23 protein-coding genes are annotated in these 24,949 nt (G+C 48.9%); 16 read left to right on the plus strand and 7 right to left on the minus strand.

Annotation, left to right across the window (positions count from 1 at the left end):
* Positions 1-206 precede the first annotated feature (206 nt).
* Positions 207-725 (plus strand): DUF4442 domain-containing protein, encoded by a 519-nt coding sequence (locus C9J01_RS12525; RefSeq protein WP_107298497.1) that lies wholly within the window; start codon positions 207-209, stop codon positions 723-725.
* A 68-nt stretch (positions 726-793) separates the two neighbouring features.
* Here the strand turns inward: C9J01_RS12525 and fldA are convergent, their stop codons facing one another.
* The 3 genes from fldA to C9J01_RS12540 form a co-directional block, all read right to left on the minus strand.
* A complete protein-coding gene (fldA, locus tag C9J01_RS12530; protein ID WP_107298498.1) occupies positions 794-1,321 on the minus strand; it encodes a flavodoxin FldA in 528 nt (175 codons plus the stop codon).
* Positions 1,322-1,474: 153 nt separating this feature from the next.
* Positions 1,475-1,696 (minus strand): DUF2788 domain-containing protein, encoded by a 222-nt coding sequence (locus C9J01_RS12535; protein ID WP_107298499.1) that lies wholly within the window; start codon positions 1,694-1,696, stop codon positions 1,475-1,477.
* A gap of 77 nt (positions 1,697-1,773) precedes the next feature.
* Complete coding sequence (locus C9J01_RS12540; RefSeq protein WP_107298500.1) at positions 1,774-2,541, minus strand: alpha/beta fold hydrolase; 768 nt, start codon at positions 2,539-2,541, stop codon at positions 1,774-1,776.
* Positions 2,542-2,643: 102 nt separating this feature from the next.
* Between C9J01_RS12540 and seqA the strand changes: the two genes are divergently transcribed.
* Entirely contained in the window at positions 2,644-3,195 is a 552-nt protein-coding gene (gene seqA / locus C9J01_RS12545; protein ID WP_107298501.1) for a replication initiation negative regulator SeqA, read from the plus strand.
* A 38-nt stretch (positions 3,196-3,233) separates the two neighbouring features.
* Positions 3,234-4,880, plus strand: coding sequence for a phosphoglucomutase (alpha-D-glucose-1,6-bisphosphate-dependent) (gene pgm, locus C9J01_RS12550; RefSeq protein WP_107298502.1), 1,647 nt, complete (start codon positions 3,234-3,236; stop codon positions 4,878-4,880).
* 75 nt (positions 4,881-4,955) lie between these two features.
* Here pgm and C9J01_RS12555 read toward each other — a convergent pair whose 3' ends face one another.
* Entirely contained in the window at positions 4,956-5,759 is an 804-nt protein-coding gene (locus tag C9J01_RS12555) for a DUF1853 family protein (protein WP_107298503.1), read from the minus strand.
* A gap of 133 nt (positions 5,760-5,892) precedes the next feature.
* On the opposite strand from C9J01_RS12555, the gene C9J01_RS12560 reads away from it, so the two are divergent.
* From C9J01_RS12560 to C9J01_RS12570, 3 genes are all read left to right on the plus strand, one after another.
* Positions 5,893-6,099: a DUF2517 family protein gene (locus tag C9J01_RS12560; RefSeq protein ID WP_107298504.1), complete on the plus strand. Its 207-nt coding sequence runs from the start codon at positions 5,893-5,895 to the stop codon at positions 6,097-6,099.
* A gap of 160 nt (positions 6,100-6,259) precedes the next feature.
* Entirely contained in the window at positions 6,260-7,018 is a 759-nt protein-coding gene (locus C9J01_RS12565) for a Nif3-like dinuclear metal center hexameric protein (protein ID WP_107298505.1), read from the plus strand.
* Positions 7,019-7,467: 449 nt separating this feature from the next.
* Positions 7,468-10,221 carry a cation-translocating P-type ATPase gene (locus tag C9J01_RS12570; protein WP_107298506.1) on the plus strand — a complete coding sequence of 918 codons (2,754 nt, stop codon included), beginning with the start codon at positions 7,468-7,470 and terminating at the stop codon, positions 10,219-10,221.
* A gap of 277 nt (positions 10,222-10,498) precedes the next feature.
* Here C9J01_RS12570 and C9J01_RS12575 read toward each other — a convergent pair whose 3' ends face one another.
* Positions 10,499-11,788, minus strand: a complete 1,290-nt coding sequence (locus C9J01_RS12575) for a citrate synthase (RefSeq protein ID WP_107298507.1) — start codon at positions 11,786-11,788, stop codon at positions 10,499-10,501.
* A 408-nt stretch (positions 11,789-12,196) separates the two neighbouring features.
* Here C9J01_RS12575 and sdhC point away from each other — a divergent pair, with 408 nt between their 5' ends.
* The 9 genes from sdhC (at position 12,197) to C9J01_RS12620 (ending at position 22,178) form a co-directional block, all read left to right on the plus strand.
* Entirely contained in the window at positions 12,197-12,577 is a 381-nt protein-coding gene (gene sdhC, locus C9J01_RS12580; protein WP_107298508.1) for a succinate dehydrogenase cytochrome b556 subunit, read from the plus strand.
* Positions 12,571-12,918 (plus strand): succinate dehydrogenase, hydrophobic membrane anchor protein, encoded by a 348-nt coding sequence (sdhD, locus tag C9J01_RS12585; RefSeq protein WP_107298509.1) that lies wholly within the window; start codon positions 12,571-12,573, stop codon positions 12,916-12,918. The genes sdhC and sdhD overlap by 7 nt, the downstream gene beginning before the upstream one ends.
* Positions 12,919-14,685 carry a succinate dehydrogenase flavoprotein subunit gene (sdhA, locus tag C9J01_RS12590; protein ID WP_107298510.1) on the plus strand — a complete coding sequence of 589 codons (1,767 nt, stop codon included), beginning with the start codon at positions 12,919-12,921 and terminating at the stop codon, positions 14,683-14,685.
* 15 nt (positions 14,686-14,700) lie between these two features.
* Positions 14,701-15,414, plus strand: a complete 714-nt coding sequence (locus C9J01_RS12595) for a succinate dehydrogenase iron-sulfur subunit (protein ID WP_107298511.1) — start codon at positions 14,701-14,703, stop codon at positions 15,412-15,414.
* Positions 15,415-15,522: 108 nt separating this feature from the next.
* The gene (gene sucA, locus C9J01_RS12600) at positions 15,523-18,333 is read left to right on the plus strand and encodes a 2-oxoglutarate dehydrogenase E1 component (RefSeq protein ID WP_107298512.1); all 2,811 of its coding nucleotides are present in this window, start codon (positions 15,523-15,525) and stop codon (positions 18,331-18,333) included.
* 31 nt (positions 18,334-18,364) lie between these two features.
* Entirely contained in the window at positions 18,365-19,582 is a 1,218-nt protein-coding gene (gene odhB / locus C9J01_RS12605; RefSeq protein WP_107298513.1) for a 2-oxoglutarate dehydrogenase complex dihydrolipoyllysine-residue succinyltransferase, read from the plus strand.
* Positions 19,583-19,711: 129 nt separating this feature from the next.
* Positions 19,712-20,878: an ADP-forming succinate--CoA ligase subunit beta gene (gene sucC / locus C9J01_RS12610; protein WP_107298514.1), complete on the plus strand. Its 1,167-nt coding sequence runs from the start codon at positions 19,712-19,714 to the stop codon at positions 20,876-20,878.
* Positions 20,878-21,750 carry a succinate--CoA ligase subunit alpha gene (sucD, locus tag C9J01_RS12615; protein WP_107298515.1) on the plus strand — a complete coding sequence of 291 codons (873 nt, stop codon included), beginning with the start codon at positions 20,878-20,880 and terminating at the stop codon, positions 21,748-21,750. Before sucC ends, sucD begins: the two co-directional genes overlap by 1 nt.
* Before the next feature lie 107 nt (positions 21,751-21,857).
* Complete coding sequence (locus C9J01_RS12620; RefSeq protein ID WP_237156959.1) at positions 21,858-22,178, plus strand: VF_A0006 family four-cysteine protein; 321 nt, start codon at positions 21,858-21,860, stop codon at positions 22,176-22,178.
* Between the two features lie 73 nt (positions 22,179-22,251).
* Here C9J01_RS12620 and znuB read toward each other — a convergent pair whose 3' ends face one another.
* Together znuB and znuC are read right to left on the minus strand one after the other, a co-directional pair.
* The gene (znuB, locus tag C9J01_RS12625; RefSeq protein WP_107298516.1) at positions 22,252-23,037 is read right to left on the minus strand and encodes a zinc ABC transporter permease subunit ZnuB; all 786 of its coding nucleotides are present in this window, start codon (positions 23,035-23,037) and stop codon (positions 22,252-22,254) included.
* Positions 23,030-23,815, minus strand: coding sequence for a zinc ABC transporter ATP-binding protein ZnuC (gene znuC, locus C9J01_RS12630; RefSeq protein WP_107298517.1), 786 nt, complete (start codon positions 23,813-23,815; stop codon positions 23,030-23,032). The genes znuB and znuC overlap by 8 nt, the downstream gene beginning before the upstream one ends.
* A gap of 93 nt (positions 23,816-23,908) precedes the next feature.
* Here znuC and C9J01_RS12635 point away from each other — a divergent pair, with 93 nt between their 5' ends.
* Positions 23,909-24,949, plus strand: a complete 1,041-nt coding sequence (locus C9J01_RS12635; RefSeq protein ID WP_107298518.1) for a zinc ABC transporter substrate-binding protein — start codon at positions 23,909-23,911, stop codon at positions 24,947-24,949.

Consider the following 24,949-nt stretch of genomic DNA (forward strand, 5'->3'; position numbering starts at 1 on the left):
GAGTTTCCTATTGGCTACCCGCACCCTCATGATACGGTAGTCTTTCTCTTCTTCCCTCATTATAAGTGACCACAAGGTAACAATAAACCTAAAAACAGGTCAATCTTGCTGATATCTAACTTTTCTTTTTGTTGCGCAAATGTTGTCAAAATGTTCGCCTGCGCGTTAGAATGAACTCATCGTACCAGCTATAAGGATATATCGCCGTGTATCGATTTTACCGCCCGGCAATCGTCAAGTTTGCCCTGAATCTATGGCCTCCCTTCTGGGGGGCGGGAATACGTATTGTTCGCATTTCTGAAGACTTTCGCGAAGTGCAGCTCAAGCTAAAGTTAAGATGGTGGAATAAAAATGCTAATCGTACTCAATACGGCGGTAGCATTTTTTCGCTGACCGATCCTGTCTATGCACTGATGCTAATTGGGATCCTGGGCAAGCAATATTACGTCTGGGACAAACAGGCTGAAATCCACTTCATCAAGCCTGGTAATACAGATTTATATGCCGACTTTTTGATTAGTGAAGATCTCCTCAGTCAAATCCTCAAGGCAACCGCAAACGGGGACAAATATTTTCCTGAATTTGTGGTGCAGGTAAAAAATACAAAGGGGGATGTGGTCTCTGAGGTGAAGCGCGTCTTATACATACGCAAAAAACCGCAGTATCGAGAGGTGCAAGACCAAGATGGAGAAGAAGCGATCGATGAGGGACAAGCGATATCTTAGTGGCTATATAAAAATTAGATGGATAAAAAAAACCGGGCTGGGCCCGGTTTTTTCAATCAATGAGTGGATTAGTCTGCAAGCTCAGCTAGACACATCTCATCGTAAATCTGGTTAACCCAGCTTTGTACGCGTTGTTCAGTCAATTCAGGTTGGCGATCTTCGTCAACACACAGGCCAACAAAGTGGTTGTCGTCAACTAGGGCTTTAGACGCTTCGAACTCGAAACCTTCAGTAGAGAAGTGACCGACGATAGTTGCGCCACGGCCTTCTACGATTTCACGTACTGTGCCCATTGCGTCACAGAAGTACTCAGCGTAGTCTTCCTGATCACCACAACCAAAGATAGCGACTAGTTTGGTTGAGAAATCAATTTGCTCTAGCTCTGGGAAGAAGTCATCCCAGTCACACTGTGCTTCACCGTAGTACCAAGTAGGGATACCTAGCAACAGTAGGTCAAAGTTATCGATATCTTCTTTGCTGCATTTTGCGATATCTTTGACTTCAACTAGCTTTTTGCCCAGTTGTTTCTGGATCATTTTAGCGACCGCTTCTGTGTTACCAGTGTCGCTACCAAAGAAGAGTCCTACACTTGCCATAGTAGAATTTACCCGTAATTAATGTTGACCGTTAGCTTACTTGCCAACGATAGAAATAGCCTTGTCAGGAGTATACCCTGACGGTCAGTGGTTGCGGTATCTAAAGTCAGTACGCTGATGCTTTTGGCAACCAATAACAGTATTCGTTCAGTTTTAGCCGATGCCTGCGCCTTCCCAGCTGATTTGGATCAGGCCTTTAGTGATAAATCCGGCACATCCAAGGAAAAGTACCAGCCAGACGATTTTTCGGCCAAAAGGCGGAACATTGCCTTGTTTTAGCACATCTTTGATGGCCATGCCGATAAAGAAAAATATCGCGGCAAAGAGCAAATCCAGCCCAATAGATTCAAGCAAATCCATGTGCTCATACAACATTTGTGTCTCCTTTCCACATTATCGTCATTTTTGAGCTAGGCGCGCACTATATCATAGACAAGGCCCGCCTGTTAACGCTAAGCGGCTTGCAAGAAGTTCAAAATGATGCGATTGACCGTTTCCGGTTTTTCAGCATGCAGCCAATGGCCAGTATTCGCCACTAGGTGTGCTTTGGCATTGGGGAACTGGGTACCGATCGCAGTGCGGTGCTCTGGCAAGATGTACTCAGAATTTTGCCCTTTGATGAACAAGGTTTTACCAGTAAATGGTGTGATGTCTTGCCAGCCCATAATAGTTGCGTAGTTGGCGATCAGCCCTTCGACATTGAAACGCCAGTCGAATAGGCCGTTTTCTTGGCGGGCGAAGGATTTTAGCAGGAACTGACGTACACCAGGCTCGATGACATGTTTGGCCAGCAGCGGCTCGGCTTCACTGCGTTTGCTGACAGTATGGCGGGAGACTTCACGCAGGCCATTGAACACGTTTTCGTGGCGGTGGACATGGTAGTGGACCGGGGCCATATCTAACACCAAAAGGTGGTTGATACGGGAAGCTGCGAGTTCGGTTGCTGCCATCGCCACCTTGCCGCCCATAGAATGACCAATCAGCGAGAAGCGTTCGATGTCAAGCTGGTCGATCACGGCAAGGACATCCTGTGCCATTTCGCGGTAGGTAAATTGATCACTATGTGGTGAGCGGCCATGGTTGCGTAGATCAACGCTGATCACTTTATATTTATCTTTCAATGATCTGGCCATCAGGCCGAGGTTGTCGGCACTGCCGAACAGGCCGTGGATCAAGACGATCACATCGCCTTGGCCATCGACTTGGTAATGAAGATTCACTGACTATTTTCTCTTGTAGTTAACGCTTTACCGTAGAGTATAACCTCGGATCACGTTATAATCCCTCGGTGATTTTTAAACGGAACGATAATGAACACTACGATGAAGACTATTGAGGTAGACGAAGAGCTATATCGTTATATCGCAAGCCAAACCCAGCACATTGGTGAAAGTGCTTCGGATATTCTACGCCGCTTGCTGATGATGCCTGATCAATCTGTAGCGACCTTGCAACAAGAGGTGGTTATGCCGGTACGTCCGAAAGGCGTAGTGGTGAGCAAAGATGCTGGCAACGTGGTACCAAATACCGATCGTGTCAAAGAGATGCGCTCATTGCTAATTTCTGACGAATTTGCGGTGCAGGAAAAAGCAATTGGCCGATTTATGCTGGTATTGACCTCGCTTTATCGTATTGATCCTCAAGGTTTCTCTGAAGCGGCTGCTATTAAAGGGCGTACCCGTATTTACTTCGCCGATACTGAAGAGAAACTGCTGGCTAGTGGTAAAACTACCAAGCCTAAGCAAATTCCGGATACACCTTTCTGGGTGATCACGAACACGAATACTGATCGTAAACGTCAGATGGTAGAGCAACTGATGGTCAAGATGAGCTTCGGTGGCGATATCATTGAAAAAGTTTGCGGTGAAATTTAACGGCAATATGCCAATTTAATTTTTACAAGGATACGTTAATGGCTATTCATCCTCGTGCGGGGCAGCGCGCCCTGCAAGAAGATATGCACAATATTCCCGCGTTGGTGGCGAATTATTTCCTGATTGAGCCTAGTGCTCAAAATCCGCAGCAGAAGGTTGCATTCGGTACTTCTGGTCACCGTGGAACTGCCGACAAAGGAACTTTCAACCAGCACCATATCTGGGCAATTGCTCAAGCGGTTGCTGAAGTTCGAGCGGCCAATGGCGTTACAGGTCCACTATTCTTGGGTAAAGATACCCATGCATTGTCAGAGCCAGCATTTACCTCGACGCTAGAAGTCTTGGTTGCGAACGGCGTACAGGTAGTGATCCAGCAAGGTCGCGGCTATACCCCAACACCAGGTGTATCGCATGCTATTTTGTGCCACAACAAAGCACATGATGCTAAAGCTGACGGTATTGTTATCACACCATCGCATAACCCACCTCAAGACGGCGGTATCAAATATAACCCTGTTCACGGTGGTCCGGCGGAAGGTGCACTGACAACAGCTATCGAAACCCGCGCCAATGAGATCATTGCTGCTGGTTTGGTTGATGTTAAGCGTGTATCAATTGAAGACGCTTTTGCCAGTGATTTGGTTGAAGAGCGTGATTTGGTTGCACCTTATGTTGATGATCTAGTTAATGTCATCGATATGGCTGCTATCCAAAAAGCGAACCTGAAAATCGGTGTTGATCCGCTAGGTGGTTCAGGTATCGAATACTGGCGCCAGATCGCAGCCCACTACGGCTTGGATCTGACATTGGTTGATGAGTCTATCGACCCATCTTTCCGTTTCATGTCGCTAGACAAAGACGGCGTGGTTCGCATGGACTGTTCATCGCCTTACGCGATGGCTGGCCTGCTGGCGCACAAAGACAAGTACGACTTGGCTTTCGGTAACGACCCAGATTACGACCGCCACGGTATCGTAACTCCTGCGGGTTTGATGAACCCTAACCACTTCCTGGCGGTATGTATTGACTACCTTTACCGTCACCGTCCAGATTGGGCACAGGAAGTTGCTGTGGGTAAGACCTTGGTATCAAGTGCCTTGATTGACCGTGTGGTGGCTGATCTTGGCCGTGAACTGTGTGAAGTACCAGTTGGCTTCAAGTGGTTTGTTGATGGTCTTTACAGCGGTGAGCTTGGCTTCGGCGGCGAAGAAAGTGCAGGCGCTTCTTTCCTACGTATGGACGGCACGCCTTGGTCTACCGACAAAGACGGCATCCTGCTTTGCCTAGTAGCTGCTGAAATCACAGCAGTAACGGGTAAGAACCCGCAGCAGTACTACGAAGAGTTGGCTGCCAAGCACGGTGCTTCTGAGTACAACCGCCTACAGGCTGTTGCTAACGGTGAGCAGAAAGCAGTACTTAGCAAGCTATCTCCTGAGATGGTGGCGGCTGAAACGCTAGCTGGTGATGCGATCACTGCACGCCTGACCCACGCGCCGGGCAACGGTGCAGCTATCGGTGGCCTGAAAGTGACCACTGAAAACGGTTGGTTTGCTGCGCGTCCATCGGGCACAGAAGATATCTACAAGATCTACTGCGAGAGCTTCAAGGGCAAAGAGCACTTGGCTTTGATTGAGAAAGAAGCACAGGAAATTGTCAGCAAGGTATTTGCCGACGCTGGCCTGTAATCTCACTAGATTGATTGTGAAAACGCCCGCTCAACTGAGCGGGCGTTTTTTTATGTCTGTATTTTGGGCTATGGGCTATTTCTTCATTGAAGAGTGTGGCCAGTGTTCGGGCATCACAAACCATATTTTGTCATCGGGGGCGATAGCCATTGTGGGGTTGCTAACTGTTGTCAGGACAGGCTCTTTGTCAAGTTGGTTGTAGCGGGGTGGGGCAATCCATTCTGGCTTGGCGATGGCCCTCAAGTTTAGCTTTGCCGCTTGCTCGGAGTAGCACCACAGTCCTTGGGATGCCTCTGCTGCAAGCTGGATCCCCGAGCCGGTATAATCGGCAAACGCGGGATAAAATACTCGCCCTTGCATGATAAGCCGGCGCTTGTCTATCTTGCCATATAGAGGCTGGTAGCTATCAATAAAGGCAGGGTGTTCAGACAGCATCAGCTGGTGGCCGAGCATCTTGTTAGCCTTTATATCTAAGTTGTCACGAGCGTTGGGGCCGGGCCAGCTGTCTTCAAATGCAAGGTAAAACTTGATGGCGACTTCCCAGTGTTCCACCAAGTTTGTCCGCAAATCTTTTACCAGAAAATCGACCGCGCCGAGCGTGCGTTTGTCGACACTCAATTGGATTTCTTCGGCAAGTAGCTCATAGTATGGATGATGCAGAATCAGCTGCTGCCAAAGCCATTGGTAGTAAAAGCCTAATCGGCGTCCACCTTGGTATTCGAGACCGAGTGGGATGATAGCGTCCCTAGCAAACTCATCCAGCCAACACTGGTTAGCAATGAAAGGGTGGCCACCCAAAAGTGGTGGAAGGGTGAGTACAGCATTGAAGCTGTTATCAGCATGATCACTAGCCGTAGTTTTATTGTAAAGAATAGACATTTCGCTATAAAACCCTTCTTTTTATAATGATATTGACTATGAAATAGCCTGTTTTAGAGTGTTGACTCTAGGTTAATTCAATAGATTAGAACAATAAGACCAGTATGTTGTTCTGCTTGGCCAAGGAGGCGTTATGTATACTCGCTATTCACCATTGCGTATTTTTGTTCGCCGTACGTTTGTTGTCACTGTCGGTGTGGTGACCTTTCCTGTCATGATGTTCACTGCAATGGAAACACGCTCACGGCTATATAGTTACCTGCACAGGGTATGGCTGAAAACCAGTACCAAACCCGTTTGGCTAACCCAGACTGAACTGGCAGCCCAGCATTTATACTAAGTATTAGTGCCTTCATCATTATGACCCGATAAAGCTGCCGACCGGCAGCTTTTTTGTCGGTACGATATATCATCAGCCCTGATGGTAGGGAGTAGGAAAAGGTCAACAGTTCCTTGCCTTTGGGTATAGAATATCGCTATCGAGGTGAAGGAAAAAGACGATGAACAATATCCAACTTGAGTCAGTGCTAAACGAGCTACTGAGTCCCCATCAAATCAAAGATTACTGCCCGAATGGTTTGCAGGTTGAGGGTAAGCCTGAAGTTAAAAAGATCATTACAGGGGTTACTGCCAGCCAGGCATTGATTGACCGGGCTATCGAAGAGCAAGCCGATGCGCTGCTGGTCCACCATGGTTATTTCTGGAAGGGGGAGCCTGCAGAAATTCGCGGCATGAAATATCGTCGCATCAAAGCGCTTATCGAGAATGGTGTCAACTTGTATGCTTACCACCTGCCGCTGGATGTCCACCCAACGTTAGGTAACAACGCAAAACTGGCTGAACTGCTGGATATTGAAGTGCTAGGTGGTTTGGAAGAGGGTAATCCTAATTCTGTCGCTATTTATGGCCAGCTCGCTCAACCTTTAAGTGGTGAAGAACTCGCGGCAAGGCTATCAATTACCTTACACCGTGAACCGTTGCATATTGGCGATAATGCGCCAAAGGAAATAAAAACCTTGGGATGGTGTACTGGTGGCGGTCAGGACTTTATAGAACTAGCAGCTAATAAAGGTTTGGATGCTTTTATTTCTGGAGAAATTTCCGAAAGAACAGTTCATATTTCCCGAGAATTAGGTATTCATTATTTTAGTGCTGGTCATCATGCAACTGAGCGTTATGGAATAAAATCATTAGGCGAGTATTTAGCCGATAAACATAATTTCGACGTTAAGTTTATCGATATAGATAATCCGGTTTAACGGTTTTTTAACTAAAACAGTGGCATAAAAAGGCTTAATGCGAGCGCATTAAGCCTTTTATTTTGTGTTGTAAAATTTCATATTTCGATATTTCGGAGGTATTAATTCTGTTAGATCTGGGTCTAATTCATACTTTGTTTCAACTTCATGACTAACTTTATGCGATATTCGGTCGGAATCTTGATAATTGTCAAAGATCCATCCTGAACTATGGTATGGCCCTACGAAATATAATTACAACCCACCATTTTTTCGGTTAATTTAAATTTACTCGTTTAAATGAACTCGAATGCTTTATTCAGTAAGTATTCAGGGATGTGAAAAAAATTAATTGGCACGATGCCTTTAATAACGAGTTTTAAATTACTTTGACCTATTCAGCGAATGCTTTTTATCAGTTTGAAATTGTACTGATGTCGACTGAATGTATTTAATTGGAGATTCCCCCCATGACTAAAAAATGGTTTACCGAAACGGTTGCCAGTACTGTGTCCAATTTGGGTACGTCAACCGAAAATGGTTTATCTTCTGAGGAAGTGAAAAAGCGCCAGGAGCAGTTCGGCTCCAATGAACTGCAAGAACAGGCCGGTAAATCGGTACTGGAGTTGCTAGCGCATCAATTCAAGAACCCACTGATCTTCATCCTAGGGGTCGGTGCAATTGTTTCCTTCTTCACTGGTCACTTGATTGATGCCGTTGCTATCGGCGTAATCATTGTCATCAACGTGCTGATTGCTTTCTGGCAGGAATTCAAAGCCCAGAAAGGTATGGAAGCACTGCGCGACATGGCTGCCCCTATGGCGCAGGTCCGTCGTAACGGTGAATGGGTCGATATCCCAGCCCGTGAAATTGTTCCGGGTGATGTATTGAAAATCAGCACCGGTGACATTCTGGCTGCTGATGTTCGTATTATCGAAGCCAACCGTCTGTCTATCGACGAAGCGGCACTGACCGGTGAGTCAGAGCCTGTAGACAAGACATCTGATGCGCTGGAAGACGGCAATATCGGTCTTGGCGATCAGAAAAACATGGGCTTTATGACCACTATGGTAACTTCAGGTACTGGCCTGGGTATCGTTGTGGGTACTGGTATGCAGACTGAAGTTGGCCACATCGCTGACATGATGGCAAATACCGAAGAAACCAAGACACCAATGCAAGAGCGTATGGACTTGATTGCCAAATCGCTAATGATTGTTGCGTTGGGTGTTGTAGCTGTAGTGTGTGTTATCGGTCTATACCACGGCATGCCATGGCTGGAAATCCTGAACACAGGTATCTCACTGTCAGTAGCTGCTATTCCTGAAGGTCTACCAACAGTTGTAACTATCGTACTGACCATGGGTTCAACCCGTATGGTTAAGAGCAATGCACTGGCTAAGCAGCTTGCTGCAATCGAGACCCTAGGTTCAACTACTGTTATCTGTTCAGACAAGACAGGTACCCTGACCCAGAACCAGATGCAGGTAATGAAAGCCTACGATGCATCAGGCCGTAACTGGGAAGTAAGCGGTAAAGGTTTCTCTCCTGAGGGTGAGTTCAAGCCGCTAGCACACGGCACAGACGTAAAAGACAGCCCTGAGATGATGAAAGGCTTGGTTGTTGCGACACTGTGTAATGATTCAGAATATATTCAAGACGGCGACAAGTCTTCTGTACGCGGTAACCCAACCGAAGGTGCACTGATTGTTGCTGCAGCCAAAGCGGGTCTACAGCAGGCTGAAATGCTGTCAACCGGTGGCTACTCAATCGTTGAGAAATTCCCGTTCGACTCTGCACGTAAGATGGCTTCGGTTATCGTAAAAGACCCACAGGGTAAGCACTTCCTAGCTATCAAGGGTGCGCCAGATGTAGTACTACGCAATGCGTCAGGCTTTATGGTTAACGGCGATGTTGTGGCTTACCAGCCAGCAACGACGGAAGGTAACCTAGCGGTTGCTGCCAACCCTGCAGAAGAGATGGTTGTAAGCTACGAAGCGGCTATCCAGGACTTTGCTGAGCAGGCACTACGTACCCTTGCTGTAGGTTTCCGAGAGCTATCTGAGGATGACCTCAAGCGCGACCATACTGAACTAGAGCAGGATGTCACAATCCTTGGTCTATACGGCATCATGGACCCACCACGTCCAGAAGTACGCGCAGCGGTAGACAGCTGTTACGATGCGGGTGTTCGTACTGTAATGATCACTGGTGACCACGCTCTGACAGCAGCAGCTATCGCTCGTGACATCGGTATTATCCGCAGCGAAGAAGACCTAGTGGTGACAGGTAGCCAGCTAGATGACATGGACGATGAAGAACTACGTCGTATCTGTCCTAACGTTGCCGTATTCGCCCGCGTAACACCTGAGCACAAACTACGTATCGTACAGGCTCAGCAGTACAACAACGAAGTTGCTGCAATGACAGGTGACGGTGTGAACGATGCACCAGCACTACGCCGCGCGGACATCGGTGTAGCCATGGGTATCACAGGTACTTCGGTTGCTAAAGATTCAGGTGACCTGATCCTGCTGGATGATAACTTCAGCACTATCGTTAAAGCAGTACGTCAGGGCCGTCAGATCTTCGACAACCTGCGTAAGTTCATCCGTCAGGCACTGACTGCGAACGTAGGTGAAGTATCGGTTATCCTGTTTGCCTTCTTGTTCATGGGCCCAGAAGTTGCTTTGCCACTGACGCCGCTAATGATCCTATGGATTAACTTGGTATCGGATGGTCTGCCAGCACTAGCACTAGGTGTTGACCCAGAAGAGAAAGACCTGATGGAGCGTAAACCGCGTAAGCGTAACGAGAGCTTCTTCAGCGATCACCTAGGTACCCGTATTATTATCCGTGGTCTAGCACAGGGTGGTATGAGCTTCCTGGCATTCAACTGGGCAATGAACGCTGGCCTAAGCGCTAACTACGCACAGACAATGGCCTTTGCAATGCTAGTATTCTGTCAGCTATGGCACATCTTTGATTCACGTACGTTCAGCACGCTATTCCGCAAGAACCCATTCACCAACAAATCTCTGTTGGGTGCGGTAGCGCTGTCTGCATCACTGTCTCTAGGTGTGATTTACACAGGCGTTGGCCAGTTCATCTTCAGCACTGAAGGTCTATCAGCTGGTCACCTAATCACTGTGTTCCTAGCTGCATCTCTTCCAACGCTGGTTCTATCTGGCTTGAAAGAAGTGACCAAAATCAAGTTCGTATAATCACATACAGCTGATAATTCGTTAAATAAAAAGGGCCTTCGGGCCCTTTTGTTGTTTAAAGCAGGGACGAGGTTAAGAGCGATCCTAGTTCCTGGGAAAAGATTAAAAGCGAAAAGCTAAAATACAGTGCACTACTGATATTTAGATTTAATTTGCAGGGGCAAGATTTGGCTCTTAGTTCTTTCTAGGAACTAGGATCTCGTTACTAGGTTCTGCCGTAATAACAAAAAAGGCCCCCGAAGGGGCCTTTCATTTAGTGGTTGATGCTAATCGCTTATCACTCACGCTCATGCAGTGGGCTGAACTCGCGCTGGTTGTAACCAGTGTACAACTGGCGAGGACGGCCGATACGGTTGCCCGGATCGTTGTGCATTTCGTTCCAGTGGGCGATCCAGCCGATGGTACGGGACATCGCGAAGATAACTGTAAACATGGATACCGGAATACCAATGGCTTTCAGGATGATGCCTGAGTAGAAATCGACGTTCGGGTACAGTTTCTTCTCGATGAAGTACTCGTCCGATAGGGCGATACGCTCAAGCTCCATAGCAACATCCAATAGCGGATCTTGAATGTTTAGCTCCTGCAATACATCGTGGCATGCTTCGCGCATTACTGTTGCACGTGGGTCGTAGTTCTTGTAGACACGGTGACCAAAGCCCATTAGGCGGAATGGGTCATCTTTGTCTTTTGCACGTTCAACGAACTCTGGGATCTTGTCGACACTGCCGATTTCTTCCAGCATCTTCAAGCAGGCCTCGTTAGCACCACCGTGTGCTGGGCCCCAAAGTGACGCGATACCCGCTGCAATACAGGCAAATGGGTTAGCACCCGATGAACCTGCAAGGCGAACAGTAGATGTTGATGCATTTTGCTCGTGGTCAGCGTGTAGGGTAAAGATCTTATCCATTGCACGGGCCACCACAGGGCTGACTTCGTACTCTTCACACGGCGTTGCAAACATCATATGCAGGAAGTTTTCTGCATAGTCTAGGTCGTTACGCGGGAAGATAAATGGTTGACCGATAGAGTATTTGTAACACATTGCTGCTAGTGTCGGCATTTTCGACAATAGGCGGAACGCAGTGATTTCACGGTGGGTATCGTTATTGATATCCAGTGAATCATGGTAGAACGCAGCAAGTGCACCCACCACACCACACATAACAGCCATAGGGTGAGCATCACGGCGGAAGCCGTGGAAGAAGCTTGAAATCTGCTCATGCACCATGGTGTGACGCGTCACAGTGGTACGGAATGTTTCGTACTGCTCGCGGGTCGGAACCTCTCCGTAAAGAAGGATGTAACACACTTCCAGGTAGTCGGCGTTATTGGCCAATTGGTCAATCGGGTATCCGCGGTGAAGCAGAATACCTTTATCACCATCAATGTAAGTAATTTGAGATTCACATGATGCAGTGGCTAGAAAACCAGGGTCGAATGTAAAATAACCGTTAGCTCCAAGCTTACGTACATCAATTACTTCAGGCCCTTCAGTGCCCCCGATAATCGGCAGTTCGACGGGTGCTTTCCCTTCGATGTGAAGAGTAGCTTTCTTGTCTGCCATAACAATCTCCTTTGTTTTTTATAATCCTAATCCAAGGCGGATGTACATTTGTTGTACCGATCAGTGGCCCAAATGTCAATTTTTGTGCTTGCTTGTGTGCGCTTGTTAATAAGTTTGCACAAAATAGTGCAAATTTCTAAAAGCGTGTTAGAGGTCATGTAACGGGGTTTGTATTTGATTGTTGCGAGGCGTATACTCGCGGCAGGTCTCTGGTTCTGCCGCCGCCAGACGCAACTGCCAAAGTTATCAATAATTAGAGTAAGTTAGGGAAGGCACTGTTTTACATTTGCATGTAGAACATAATTGCAACCTAGGGTTACAGTTATGTTAACGCACTTGTTCGGCGTCAGTAGAAGCAGGGAGTGATAACAATAACATTGCTTCAATGGAGCTGAGTGGGCAATCACCGTGAAAGTAAATAAGCCAAGACCTGTCAACCTCGACCTACAGACGATTCGCTTTCCCCTTACAGCGATAGCGTCCATCCTGCATCGCGTCTCCGGCGTGATCACCTTTGTTGCCGTGGCTATCCTGCTATGGCTGCTAGGCCTTTCCTTATCCTCTCCAGAAGGTTTTGCGAGCGCTGCTGCTATCGTAGACAGCTTTTTCGTGAAATTGGTGCTATGGGGCATCCTGACGGCGTTGTTCTACCACATCGTGGTGGGTATCCGTCATTTGCTAATGGACATGGGATATTTTGAAGAAATGGAAACCGGGATCAAAAGTGCCAAAGTGAGCTTTGTCATTGTCGGTGTTCTGTCTCTGTTTGCAGGAGGCCTGGTATGGTAAACAACGTCTCAACAATTGGCCGCAACGGAATTCATGACTTTATCCTGATCCGTGCTACCGCCATCATTCTTACGCTTTACACCCTTTATATGGTGGGCTTCTTCGCCTTTGGCCCGGATTTGACCTTCGATACCTGGACCGCTTTCTTCGGCAAGTTGAGTACCAAGGTCTTCACTATGTTGGCATTGCTGTCGATCTTAATCCATGCATGGATTGGTTTGTGGCAAGTGCTGACTGACTACATCAAACCTGCCGCACTTCGAGCAGGTATCCAATTTGGTGTTGTTGCTGTTCTTTTTGTTTACCTGTTCTCAGGTTTCTTTATTGTGTGGGGTGCGTAAGTGAGCATTGCAGTTCGTGAATTTGATGCGGTAGTTATTGGTGCTGGTGGTGCAGGTATGCGCGCGGCACTTCAAATTTCTGAGCAGGGCCTGAAATGTGCGCTGCTTTCCAAAGTTTTCCCTACACGTTCCCACACTGTTTCCGCGCAGGGTGGGATCACCGTTGCGCTGGGTAACTCCCACCCGGACAACTGGCAGTGGCATATGTACGATACCGTTAAGGGCTCTGATTATATCGGTGACCAGGACGCGATCGAGTACATGTGTAAGAATGGCCCTAAGTCAGTGATTGAACTGGAAAAAATGGGCTTGCCTTTTTCTCGTTTCGATAACGGGACTATCTACCAGCGCCCATTTGGCGGTCAGTCGAAAGAGTTCGGTGGTGAGCAGGCTGCACGTACTGCGGCGGCAGCTGACCGTACGGGCCATGCTTTGCTTCACACCCTTTACCAGCAAAACGTCAAGCACAAAACGACGATTTTCTCTGAGTGGTATGCACTGGATTTGGTGAAAAACCAAGACGGCGCGATCTTAGGTTGTACTGCACTTTGCATGGAAACCGGTGAGATCTGTTACTTCAAATCGAAGGCAACCATTCTCGCGACAGGTGGTGCAGGTCGAATCTACGCCTCTACGACCAATGCCCACATCAACACAGGTGATGGTGTTGGTATGGCGCTACGTGCCGGTGTCCCTATGCAGGACATGGAAATGTGGCAGTTCCACCCGACAGGTATTGCAGGTGCCGGTGTATTGGTAACTGAAGGTTGTCGTGGTGAAGGTGGCTACCTACTAAACAAAGACGGTGAGCGCTTCATGGAGCGTTATGCGCCGAATGCTAAAGACTTGGCTGGCCGTGACGTTGTTGCCCGCTCAATGATGGTAGAAATCCGTGAAGGCCGTGGTTGTGATGGCCCTTGGGGTCCACATATTAAGCTGAAGATGGATCACTTAGGTAAAGATGTGCTTGAGTCGCGTCTACCAGGCATTTGTGAGCTATCCCGTACCTTTGCCCACGTCGATCCGGTCAAAGAGCCAATCCCGGTTATCCCAACCTGTCACTACATGATGGGTGGCGTACCTACGCAGGTATCGGGTCAGGCTATCAAGCAGAATGCGATGGGTGCTGATGTCGAAGTGCAGGGCTTGTTTGCCTGTGGTGAAATTGCCTCGGTGTCTGTCCACGGTGCTAATCGCCTTGGCGGCAACTCACTGCTTGACTTGGTGGTATTCGGTCGTGCGACTGGCCTGCACTTGGGCGAAACCCTACTGGCGCAAGCTGAAGCTCGCCCAGCCACAGATTCAGATATCGAAGCCTCCCTTGCCCGTGTTAACCGCTGGAACAACACCCAGAAAGGCGAAGACCCGGTTCAGATCCGCAAAGATCTGCAAACTTGTATGCAGAATAACTTCTCGGTATTCCGTGAAGGCGAAGCAATGGCAACCGGCTTGGAAGAGCTGAAAGTGATCCGTGAGCGCCTGAAAGAAGCGCGCCTTGACGACACCTCGACAGAATTCAATACCCAGCGTATTGAGTGTCTTGAGCTAGAGAACTTGATGGAAACGGCCTATGCAACGGCGGTGGCGGCGAACTACCGTACCGAAAGCCGTGGCGCCCACGCCCGTTTCGACTTCCCTGAACGCGATGATGAACAATGGCTATGTCACTCTATCTACAACCCTGAGACAGAAGAGATGTCCAAGCGTGATGTCAATATGACACCAATTCATCGTGAGGCATTTCCGCCTAAAGCGCGTACATACTAAGGGGAGGATAAAACTATGAAACTGAATTTCTCGATTTACCGCTACAACCCTGATGTAGACAACGCACCGCACATGAAGGGCTATACCCTTGAGGTCCCTGAAGGTTCGGACATGATGGTGCTTGACGCGCTGATCTTGCTAAAAGAACAAGATCCTTCTTTGTCGTTCCGCCGTTCGTGCCGTGAAGGGGTCTGTGGCTCCGACGGTATCAACATGAACGGTAAGAATGGTCTGGCTTGTATCACACCGCTCTCGGCACTGACTGACCAGAGCACGATTGTGATCCGTCCGTTGCCGGGCCTGCCAGTTATCCGTGACTTGATCATCGATATGGAGCAGTTCTATACCAACTACGCCAAAGTGAAGCCATTCCTGATTGATGAGGGTGCCCAGCCTCCTGCTCGTGAAAACCTGCAGATGCCGGAAGAGCGTGCCCATCTTGATGGTTTGTACGAGTGCATCATGTGTGCTTGCTGTTCAACGTCGTGCCCATCTTTCTGGTGGAACCCGGATAAATTCATCGGACCAGCTGGCCTGTTGGCTGCTTACCGCTGGCTAATTGATAGTCGTGATACGGCAACTGATGAACGTTTATCCGATCTGGACGACGCTTTTAGCGTTTTTCGTTGCCATGGCATCATGAACTGTGTAAATGTTTGTCCTAAAGGGTTAAATCCGACGAAAGCGATTGGACACATCAAGTCGATGCTGCTCAAGCGCGCGGTATAAATATAAGTATTATCGATATGCTGGCTTCATGATTCGCTCTCAGGAGCCAGCCTCAATTCCGGTCACCGAGCCGGGAAAATGGCGATAACTAGTGGTTAAGGGAAAACAATGCAGAACGGCGTTATGAAGGCTTGGCTTGAGTCTTCACACCTGGCTGGCGCCAATGCAACTTATGTAGAGGAACTCTACGAGTTGTATCTTAGCGACCCAGAATTAGTAGATGAAGAATGGCGTCACGTGTTCAGTGATCTGCCTGTCGTGAATGAGACCGTTGTTGAGCAGCCTCACTCGCGTGTTCGTGACTATTTCCGGCGTCTAGCGAAGGAAACAACCCATCTAAGTGCTACCGTCAGCGATCCAGATGTTGATGCTAAGCAGGTTAAGGTATTGCAGTTAATCAACGCATACCGTTTCCGCGGGCACCAGCACGCAAACTTAGATCCGTTGGGGCTATGGCAGCAGGAGCGAGTATCCGACCTCGATCCTGAATTCCATAACCTGACCGTCGATGACTTCAACGAGACATTCAATGTCGGCTCTTTTGCCATCGGGCAGGAGACCATGAAGTTATCAGAACTTTATGACGCGCTGAAGAAGACCTACTGTGGTTCGATTGGTGCGGAATACATGCACATTACTAACACTGACGAAAAACGCTGGCTTCAGCAGCGTCTTGAGTCGGTTGTTGGGCGTGGTTCTTTCTCCAAGGAAGAAAAAATGACTTTCTTGGATGAGTTGACCGCTGCAGAAGGGTTGGAGCGCTACTTGGGCGCGAAATTCCCTGGCGCGAAGCGATTCTCGCTCGAAGGGGGCGATGCCCTGATCCCTATGGTCAAAGAACTGATCCGCTACGCAGGTACCAATGGTGCCCGTGAAGTGGTTGTTGGTATGGCTCACCGTGGCCGACTGAACATGCTGGTCAACGTTCTGGGTAAAAAGCCGCAGGACCTGTTTGACGAGTTTGCCGGTAAGCATGATGAGACATGGGGTACCGGTGATGTGAAATATCACCAAGGCTTCTCGGCTGACTTTGCTACACCAGGCGGCGACGTGCATCTCGTGTTGGCATTCAACCCGTCGCACCTGGAAATTGTAAACCCTGTGGTGGTTGGCTCGGTTCGAGCAAGACAGGACCGCCTAGGCGATAAAGATGGCTCTCAGGTATTGCCTATCACTATCCACGGTGACTCGGCCATTGCTGGTCAGGGCGTTGTGGCAGAGACGTTCAATATGTCTCAGTCACGCGGCTACCGTGTTGGTGGTACGGTGCGTATCGTGGTGAACAACCAGATTGGTTTTACCACATCCAACCCGAATGATACCCGCTCGACCCAGTACTGTACTGATATCGCCAAAATGGTACAGGCACCGATCTTCCATGTTAACGCCGATGATCCAGAAGCCGTTGCTTTCGTTACCCGTATTGCCCTTGATTTCCGTAACACCTTCAAGCGCGATGTAGTGATTGATTTGGTGTGTTACCGCCGTCATGGTCACAACGAAGCGGACGAGCCGAATGCGACTCAACCGTTGATGTACCAGAAAATCAAGAAGCACCCGACACCGCGTAAGATCTATGCCGATGCCTTGACTGATGCAGGTACGGTGGATCTGGAAACCGCAACGTCGTTGATCAACGAATACCGTGATGCCCTTGACCGCGGTGAATGCGTGGTTAAAGAGTGGCGCCCGATGAAGCTTCACTCAGTGGATTGGGAACCGTATATCGGCCATGACTGGACTGTCGATTGGGACAATCAGGTTGACTATGGTCGCCTGCAAGAGCTTGCTCATCGAATTTGCCAGTTCCCAGAAAGCCACAAGTTGCAAAGCCGTGTGCAGAAGCTATACAACGACCGTATGGCGATGGCTGAAGGTGAAAAAGCGGTTGACTGGGGGATGGCAGAAACGTTGGCGTATGCCACCTTGGTTGATGAAGGTAAGCGTATCCGTATTACGGGCCAGGACTCCGGTCGTGGTACCTTCTTCCACCGCCACTCAGTGCTGCATAACCAGGGCGATGCCAGTACGTATATCCCGCTTGCCAATATCCATAACAAACAAGGTCCTTTTCAGGTCTTTGACTCGGTACTTTCCGAGGAAGCTGTTTTGGCTTTTGAATACGGCTATGCAACCGCAGAGCCAAGCGGCTTGACGTTATGGGAAGCTCAGTTCGGTGACTTTGCCAACGGAGCCCAGGTAGTGATTGACCAGTTCATTAGCTCCGGCGAGCAAAAGTGGGGCCGTATGTGTGGCCTGACAATGCTACTTCCGCATGGCTATGAAGGGCAGGGGCCTGAACACTCATCGGCTCGTCTTGAACGTTACCTACAGCTGTGTGCTGAGCAGAACATGCAGGTGGTGATCCCATCGACACCGGCTCAGGTATACCACATGCTGCGTCGTCAGGTTGTTCGCCCGATGCGTCGTCCGCTGGTGGTAATGTCACCGAAGTCCTTGCTGCGCCATCCGCTGTGTACATCCAGCTTGGATGAACTGGCAAACGGTACGTTCCAGCCAGCGATTGGTGAGATTGACGATCTTGATCCGAAACAGGTCAACCGCGTGGTCTTCTGTTCAGGTAAGGTGTATTTCGACCTGCTAGAACAGCGCCGTAAAAACGAGCAGACGGATGTGGCCATTGTTCGTATCGAGCAACTTTACCCATTCCCTAAAGAAGACGTTGAAGCTGCCTTGGCAGACTATCAGCACGTTACTGATTTTATTTGGTGTCAGGAAGAGCCTCAGAACCAAGGTGCGTGGTACTCCAGCCAGCACAATTTCCGTTCTGCACTTCCGGCCGGCGCCCAGCTTGAATATGCAGGCCGCCCGGCTTCAGCATCACCGGCTGTAGGTTACATGTCGGTTCACCTGAAACAGCAAAAAGCGTTGATTGAAGACGCACTAACAATAGATTAATAAGAACTGGAACAAAAAGGACAAAGCCGATATGACGATCGAAATTCTGGTTCCCGATTTACCTGAATCAGTTGCAGACGCAACAGTAGCGACTTGGCACAAGCAGCCAGGTGATGCTGTCACCCGTGATGAAGTTCTGGTTGATATCGAAACAGACAAAGTGGTGTTGGAAGTACCAGCACCGGAAGACGGTATTCTTGAAGCAATTCTAGAAGACGAAGGTACCACCGTACTGACTAAGCAGTTGATCGGTAAGATCAAAGCGGGCGCAGTTGCCGGTGAACCAACAAAAGATGTCCCAGCAGAAGCAGAATCGTCGCCTAACAAGCGCAACACTGCAGCGCTGGGTGATGAGACCAATGAAGCATTGAGCCCAGCGGTTCGCCGCCTGCTGGCTGAGCACAATATCAGTGCAGCCGATGTGAAAGGTACCGGTGTTGGTGGTCGCATCACTCGTGAAGATGTTGAAGCGTTCGTGAAAGAAGGTAAGCCGGCTCCAGCGCCTGCGGCACCTGCTGTTGAAGCGAAGGTTGAAGCACCGATTGGCCACCGCAGCGAAAAGCGTGTCCCGATGACCCGCCTACGTAAACGTGTTGCTGAGCGCCTGCTTGAAGCGAAGAACAGCACAGCGATGCTGACGACGTTCAACGAAGTCAACATGAAACCAATCATGGAGCTGCGCAAGCAGTACAAAGATATCTTCGAAGAGCGCCACGGTATCCGTTTAGGCTTTATGTCTTTCTACGTGAAAGCGGTTGTTGAAGCCCTGAAGCGCTTCCCAGAAGTGAATGCGTCTATCGACGGTGACGACATTGTTTACCACAACTTCTTTGATGTCAGCATTGCGGTATCCACACCGCGTGGTTTGGTGACGCCGGTCCTTCGTGACTGTGACAAGCTGAGCTTGGCTGAGATTGAGAAAGGTATTCGTGAGTTGGCTATCAAGGGCCGTGACGGCAAACTGACCGTTGATGAGCTTACTGGCGGCAACTTCACTATCACTAACGGCGGTGTATTCGGCTCATTGATGTCGACACCAATTATCAACCCACCGCAGTCGGCAATTTTGGGAATGCACAAAATCCAAGACCGCCCGATGGCTGTGGATGGCAAGGTAGAAATTCTACCTATGATGTACCTGGCACTGTCTTATGACCACCGTTTGGTTGATGGTCGTGAGTCTGTGGGCTACCTGGTTACCATCAAAGAGTTACTTGAAGATCCAACACGTCTGCTTCTAGACGTGTAACCCTGCAGGCAGGCTAGTGAGGCTCGACAGTTGGCCTGCCATTTTTGCAGTTACAATCGAAGAAGTACCGAAGAGTACTTCACATGGATATAACGATTCCCCAAGGGATATGAAAACGGATAGAACATCATGAATTTGCATGAATATCAGGCGAAACAGCTGTTCGCCGAGTACGGTCTGCCAGTTCCAGAAGGTTACGCTTGCGACACGCCACAAGAAGCAGCAGAAGCTGCAGGTAAGATCAGTGGTGACAAATGGGTCGTGAAATGTCAGGTACATGCCGGTGGCCGTGGTAAAGCGGGCGGGGTGGAACTGCACGACACCAAAGAAGGTATCAAGGGTTTTGCCCAGAAGTGGCTGGGTAAGAATCTGGTGACGTACCAGACTGATGCAAATGGCCAACCAGTGACAAAAATCCTGGTTGAAGAAGCCTCCAACATTGCCAATGAACTGTACCTTGGTGCGGTTGTTGACCGTGGTACACGTCGCATCGTGTTCATGGCGTCTACGGAAGGCGGTGTAGAAATCGAAAAAGTGGCTGAGGAAACCCCTGAGCTAATCCATAAAGCAGCGATTGACCCACTTGTTGGTCCTCAGCCTTACCAAGGCCGTGAGCTAGCTTTCAAACTGGGCCTTAAAGGTGACCAGATCAAGCAGTTCACCAAGATCTTCCTAGGCCTTGGTAACATGTTTGCTGATTACGACCTTGCCCTGCTAGAAATCAACCCATTGGTGATCACCGGTGATGACAACCTGCTTTGTCTTGACGGTAAGATCAACATTGACTCCAATGCCCTTTATCGTCAGCCTAAGCTTCGTGAAATGCACGATTCTTCACAGGAAGATGAGCGTGAAGCGCATGCAGCACAGTGGGAGCTAAACTACGTCGCGCTTGATGGTAACATCGGCTGTATGGTTAACGGTGCTGGCCTTGCAATGGGTACCATGGATATCGTCAACCTACATGGCGGACAGCCTGCCAACTTCCTTGATGTGGGCGGCGGTGCTACTAAAGAGCGTGTTACCGAAGCGTTCAAGATCATCCTGTCTGATACCAATGTTAAAGCGGTATTGGTTAACATCTTCGGTGGTATCGTCCGTTGTGACCTGATTGCCGAAGGTATTATTGGTGCGGTCGAAGAAGTGGGTGTAGAAGTCCCTGTCGTCGTTCGCCTTGAAGGTAACAATGCGGTGCTAGGAGCGGAAACCCTAGCGAAGAGTGGTTTGAACATCATTGCTGCGACTTCCCTAACTGAAGCAGCGGAAAAAGTTGTTGCTGCAGCGGAGGGTAAATAATGTCTGTTCTAATTAATAAAGATACCAAGGTGATCTGTCAGGGTTTTACTGGCGGTCAAGGTACATTCCACTCAGAGCAAGCGATTGAATACGGAACACAGATGGTCGGTGGTGTATCACCGGGCAAAGGCGGTACGACTCACCTAGGCCTGCCAGTGTTCAATACTGTGCGTGAAGCGGTTGAAGCCACTGGCGCAACAGCGACAGTTATCTACGTACCGGCTCCATTCTGTAAAGATGCGATCCTAGAAGCAATTGATGCAGGTATCGAGCTGATTGTAACTATCACAGAAGGTATCCCAACACTGGACATGCTTGATGTGAAAGTACGCCTTGATGAAGCTGGCGTGCGTATGATTGGTCCAAACTGCCCGGGTGTGATTACACCAGACGAGTGTAAGATTGGCATTATGCCTGGTCACATCCACAAAGCAGGTAAAGTGGGTATTGTATCTCGTTCAGGTACATTGACTTACGAAGCTGTTAAGCAGACGACAGATGAAGGTTTCGGCCAGTCTACCTGTGTTGGTATCGGTGGTGACCCAATCCCAGGCTCAAACTTTATCGACGTACTAGAACTGTTTGAAAAAGACCCGGCGACTGAAGCTATTGTGATGATTGGTGAGATCGGCGGTACAGCGGAAGAAGAAGCCGCAGCTTACATCAAAGATAACGTCACTAAGCCTGTTGTGTCTTATATTGCGGGTGTTACGGCGCCTCCTGGTAAGCGTATGGGCCACGCGGGTGCGATTATCTCTGGCGGTAAAGGTACTGCAGAAGATAAGTTCCAGGCACTGGAAGCAGCAGGCGTTAAAACCGTGAAGAGCCTTGCGGACATCGGTAAAGCACTGCGTGAAGTCACTGGCTGGTAAATCTTTACCTCCAAAGCGATACCGATAGACTCTAATGAAACCCGCCATTTGGCGGGTTTTTTATTGGGCTACACCTGATGGGATGTGTATATGCTTAGGAGAGGTAAGTGACCGGAGGGCTGACAGTGAGAAAGGTGGCCTTACTGCTGATAATCGCGTTAAGTTCGGCATTTAGCGTAGCGAAAGAAGACAAGGATGGTTACGAGACCTGCATTCTTGAGTATGTGTCTTTAGCTGAAAATGGTACATCAGCCAACTTGATGACCAACGCCTGCCATCGGCTCTATATCGATAACTTTATGCTATCTGATAAAGATGAGGCTTATTTCCAGTGCCTTCTCGATTATCTGCCTGAAACCAAGCATCTACGTACAGCCATGCAAGTGAAGAGCACGTGTAATAGCCGACATCGTAGTTTGTTTAATTGATAATAGAATCGTTATGTACGGCGGGGGATTAGGCAGCAGCCCGAAAGGGGCTGCTGTTAATATGTCTGCGAGGTTAAGCTTCGCTCCGTTTGAATTGGCTTAGCAGGAACAAAGCGGCGGCGGCAACAACAACGGAAGGACCTGCCGGCGTGTCATAGTACCAAGACATTGCTAGACCGCACATCACCGCAATCACCCCCAATCCTGAAGCCAGCGCGGCCATCGTTTCCGGGCTACGGGAGAATTTTCGGGCAGTAGCTGCAGGAATGATCAGTAGGGAAGTAATGATCAGGGCACCAACGAATTTCATCGCGACGGCAATGACCATACCGACCATCAGCATCAATAACAGGCGCATCAGATCAACATTCACGCCTTCGACCTGGGCCAACTCTTCATTGATTGTCATGGAAAGCAATGGTCGCCATAGGACTAGCAGCATGGTCATGACGATAGCACCACCACCATAGATCCATAACAGATCGGAAGGTGTCACGGCGAGCAAATCACCAAACAGGTACGACATTAAGTCGATACGAACATGATCGAGGAAGCTGACAGCGACCATACCAAGAGATAGGGCACTATGGGCAAGGATACCTAGCAGGGTATCTGTTGCCACGTATTTCTGTTTTTGCAAACTTACCAAGATGACAGCAAGGGCCATACAGCAAATGAGCAGTGCGAGGTTAAGGTTGATATTGAAGAGGAAACCAAGCGCAATGCCGAGCAACGAGGCATGGGATAGGGTATCGCCAAAATAAGCCATTTTTCGCCAAACGACGAATGAACCAAGGGGGCCGGAAAGGACGGCGATGCCAATGCCCGCGATCAGTGCGGGAAGCAATAAATCAAGCATTGTTGCTCTCTTGTTTTTCGTTATGTTGGTGATCATGCTGGCAAGGGCCAACAGGATTGCCAGATAAATCATGTTCGTGGTTGTGGTGGTGCTGGTATAGAGCCAACTGCTCGCACTGATGGCGACCAAACAAGGCCACATACGATGGGTGGTTGGTGATCATCTCCGGCTCTCCAGAGCAACAGATGTGGTGGTGCAGGCAGATAACATGGTCGGTTTTTGCCATCACCAAGTGCAGATCGTGCGAAACCATCAAGATGGCGCAGTTGAGTTTGTCGCGCAAAGATTGGATTAAGCTATAAAGCTCCAGTTGGCCATTAACATCTACTCCCTGTACCGGTTCGTCAAGCACCAGCAGATCTGGCTGTTGTAACAATGCCCGTGCTAACAACACACGTTGTGTTTCTCCCCCAGAGAGGGAGTGCATATTGCTATGGTGCAGGTGTTTGCCGCCGACTAGCTCCAGCGCGTCAATACGCTGTGATTCTTTGTAACGGCCAGCAAGGCGCATGAAACGATCAACGGTCAGCGGCAGTGTGCTGTTGAGTGAAAGTTTTTGTGGGACATAGCCGATTCGCAGCCCTTTCTGGCGCACAAGTTTGCCAGCCGTTGGTTTGGTCAAACCGGTAATCACTTTGACTAATGTCGATTTTCCGGCGCCATTTGGGCCAATCAGTGTTGTGATTTGACCACGTTCTATTTTCAGGGAAACCTGATCCAGAACGTGCCGTTCGGAAAAAGTCACGGTAACCGACTGTAATTCTACTAAGGAATTCATAAATTTATTTGCTTAGATAATTGCCAAAGTGAGATGTTATAATATAACATCTCTGTTAATTGTTGTAATCAAGAATTATTCAGGGAACCTATTATGCGCCGTTTACTCCTCACTTGCAGCACTTTAGGGCTTCTAGCTACGCCCGCATTGCATGCCGAAGAACTCAAAGTCGTTTCGACGGTCAAGCCTTTAACCATGATTGTCCAAGAGCTAACAGAGGGCGTGACGTCGACTGAGACGCTGTTACCTGCTGGCGCATCCCCTCATGATTACGCATTGCGCCCTTCAGATGTCCGCAAGCTTGATGAAGCTGACTTGGTGATTTGGGTCGGCCCTGAACTTGAGCGTTTTTTGACTAAAGTGATTGACGGCAAAGACAATGTGCTGACGCTTACTGCTCAAGAGAGTATTAATTTCCGTCATTATGGCGATGCTCATGATGAGCACGACCATGATGATCACGAAGGCCACGATCATGATAAACATGCCCATGATGATCACGAAGGCCACGATCATGATAAACACGATCATGATGATCACGAAGGTCACGACCATGACAAACATGCCCATGATGATCACGACGACCATGGTCATGATGACCACCATGGCCACAGCCACGAAGGTATTGACCCACACCTGTGGTTGGGCCCAGAACAAGCGGTTCAGGCTGCCCAGGTGATCACAGAGAAACTCATTAGTGTAGCACCGGCCAACAAAGAGAAATTTGAACAGAACCTAGCGAATTTCTCGGCAGAGGTTCGCTCTACTGTTGCTTCCATTGAACAAACTCTGACACCGGTTTCCGATCGAGGCTATTTCGTCTTCCATGATGCATACGGGTACTTCGAAGAGCATTTTGGTCTAAATAACCTTGGCCACTTCACTGTTGAGCCGGATCGTCGCCCAGGTGCCAAAACTTTGATTTCAATTCGTAATTCTTTGAAAGACCAGCATGCAAAATGTGTCTTCAGTGAACCACAGTTCTCTCCTGCAGTGGTTGACAGCGTTGCTCGTGGCACTGGGGTGAATATTGGTACCCTAGATCCGTTGGCGACAGAGATTGAGTATGGTCAAGGAAGCTATGTAGAGTTCTTGAATCAATTGTCGCAAAGCTATAGCCAGTGTCTGAAATAA

Source organism: Photobacterium rosenbergii (assembly GCF_003026455.1).
GTDB classification, from domain to species: domain Bacteria; phylum Pseudomonadota; class Gammaproteobacteria; order Enterobacterales; family Vibrionaceae; genus Photobacterium; species Photobacterium rosenbergii.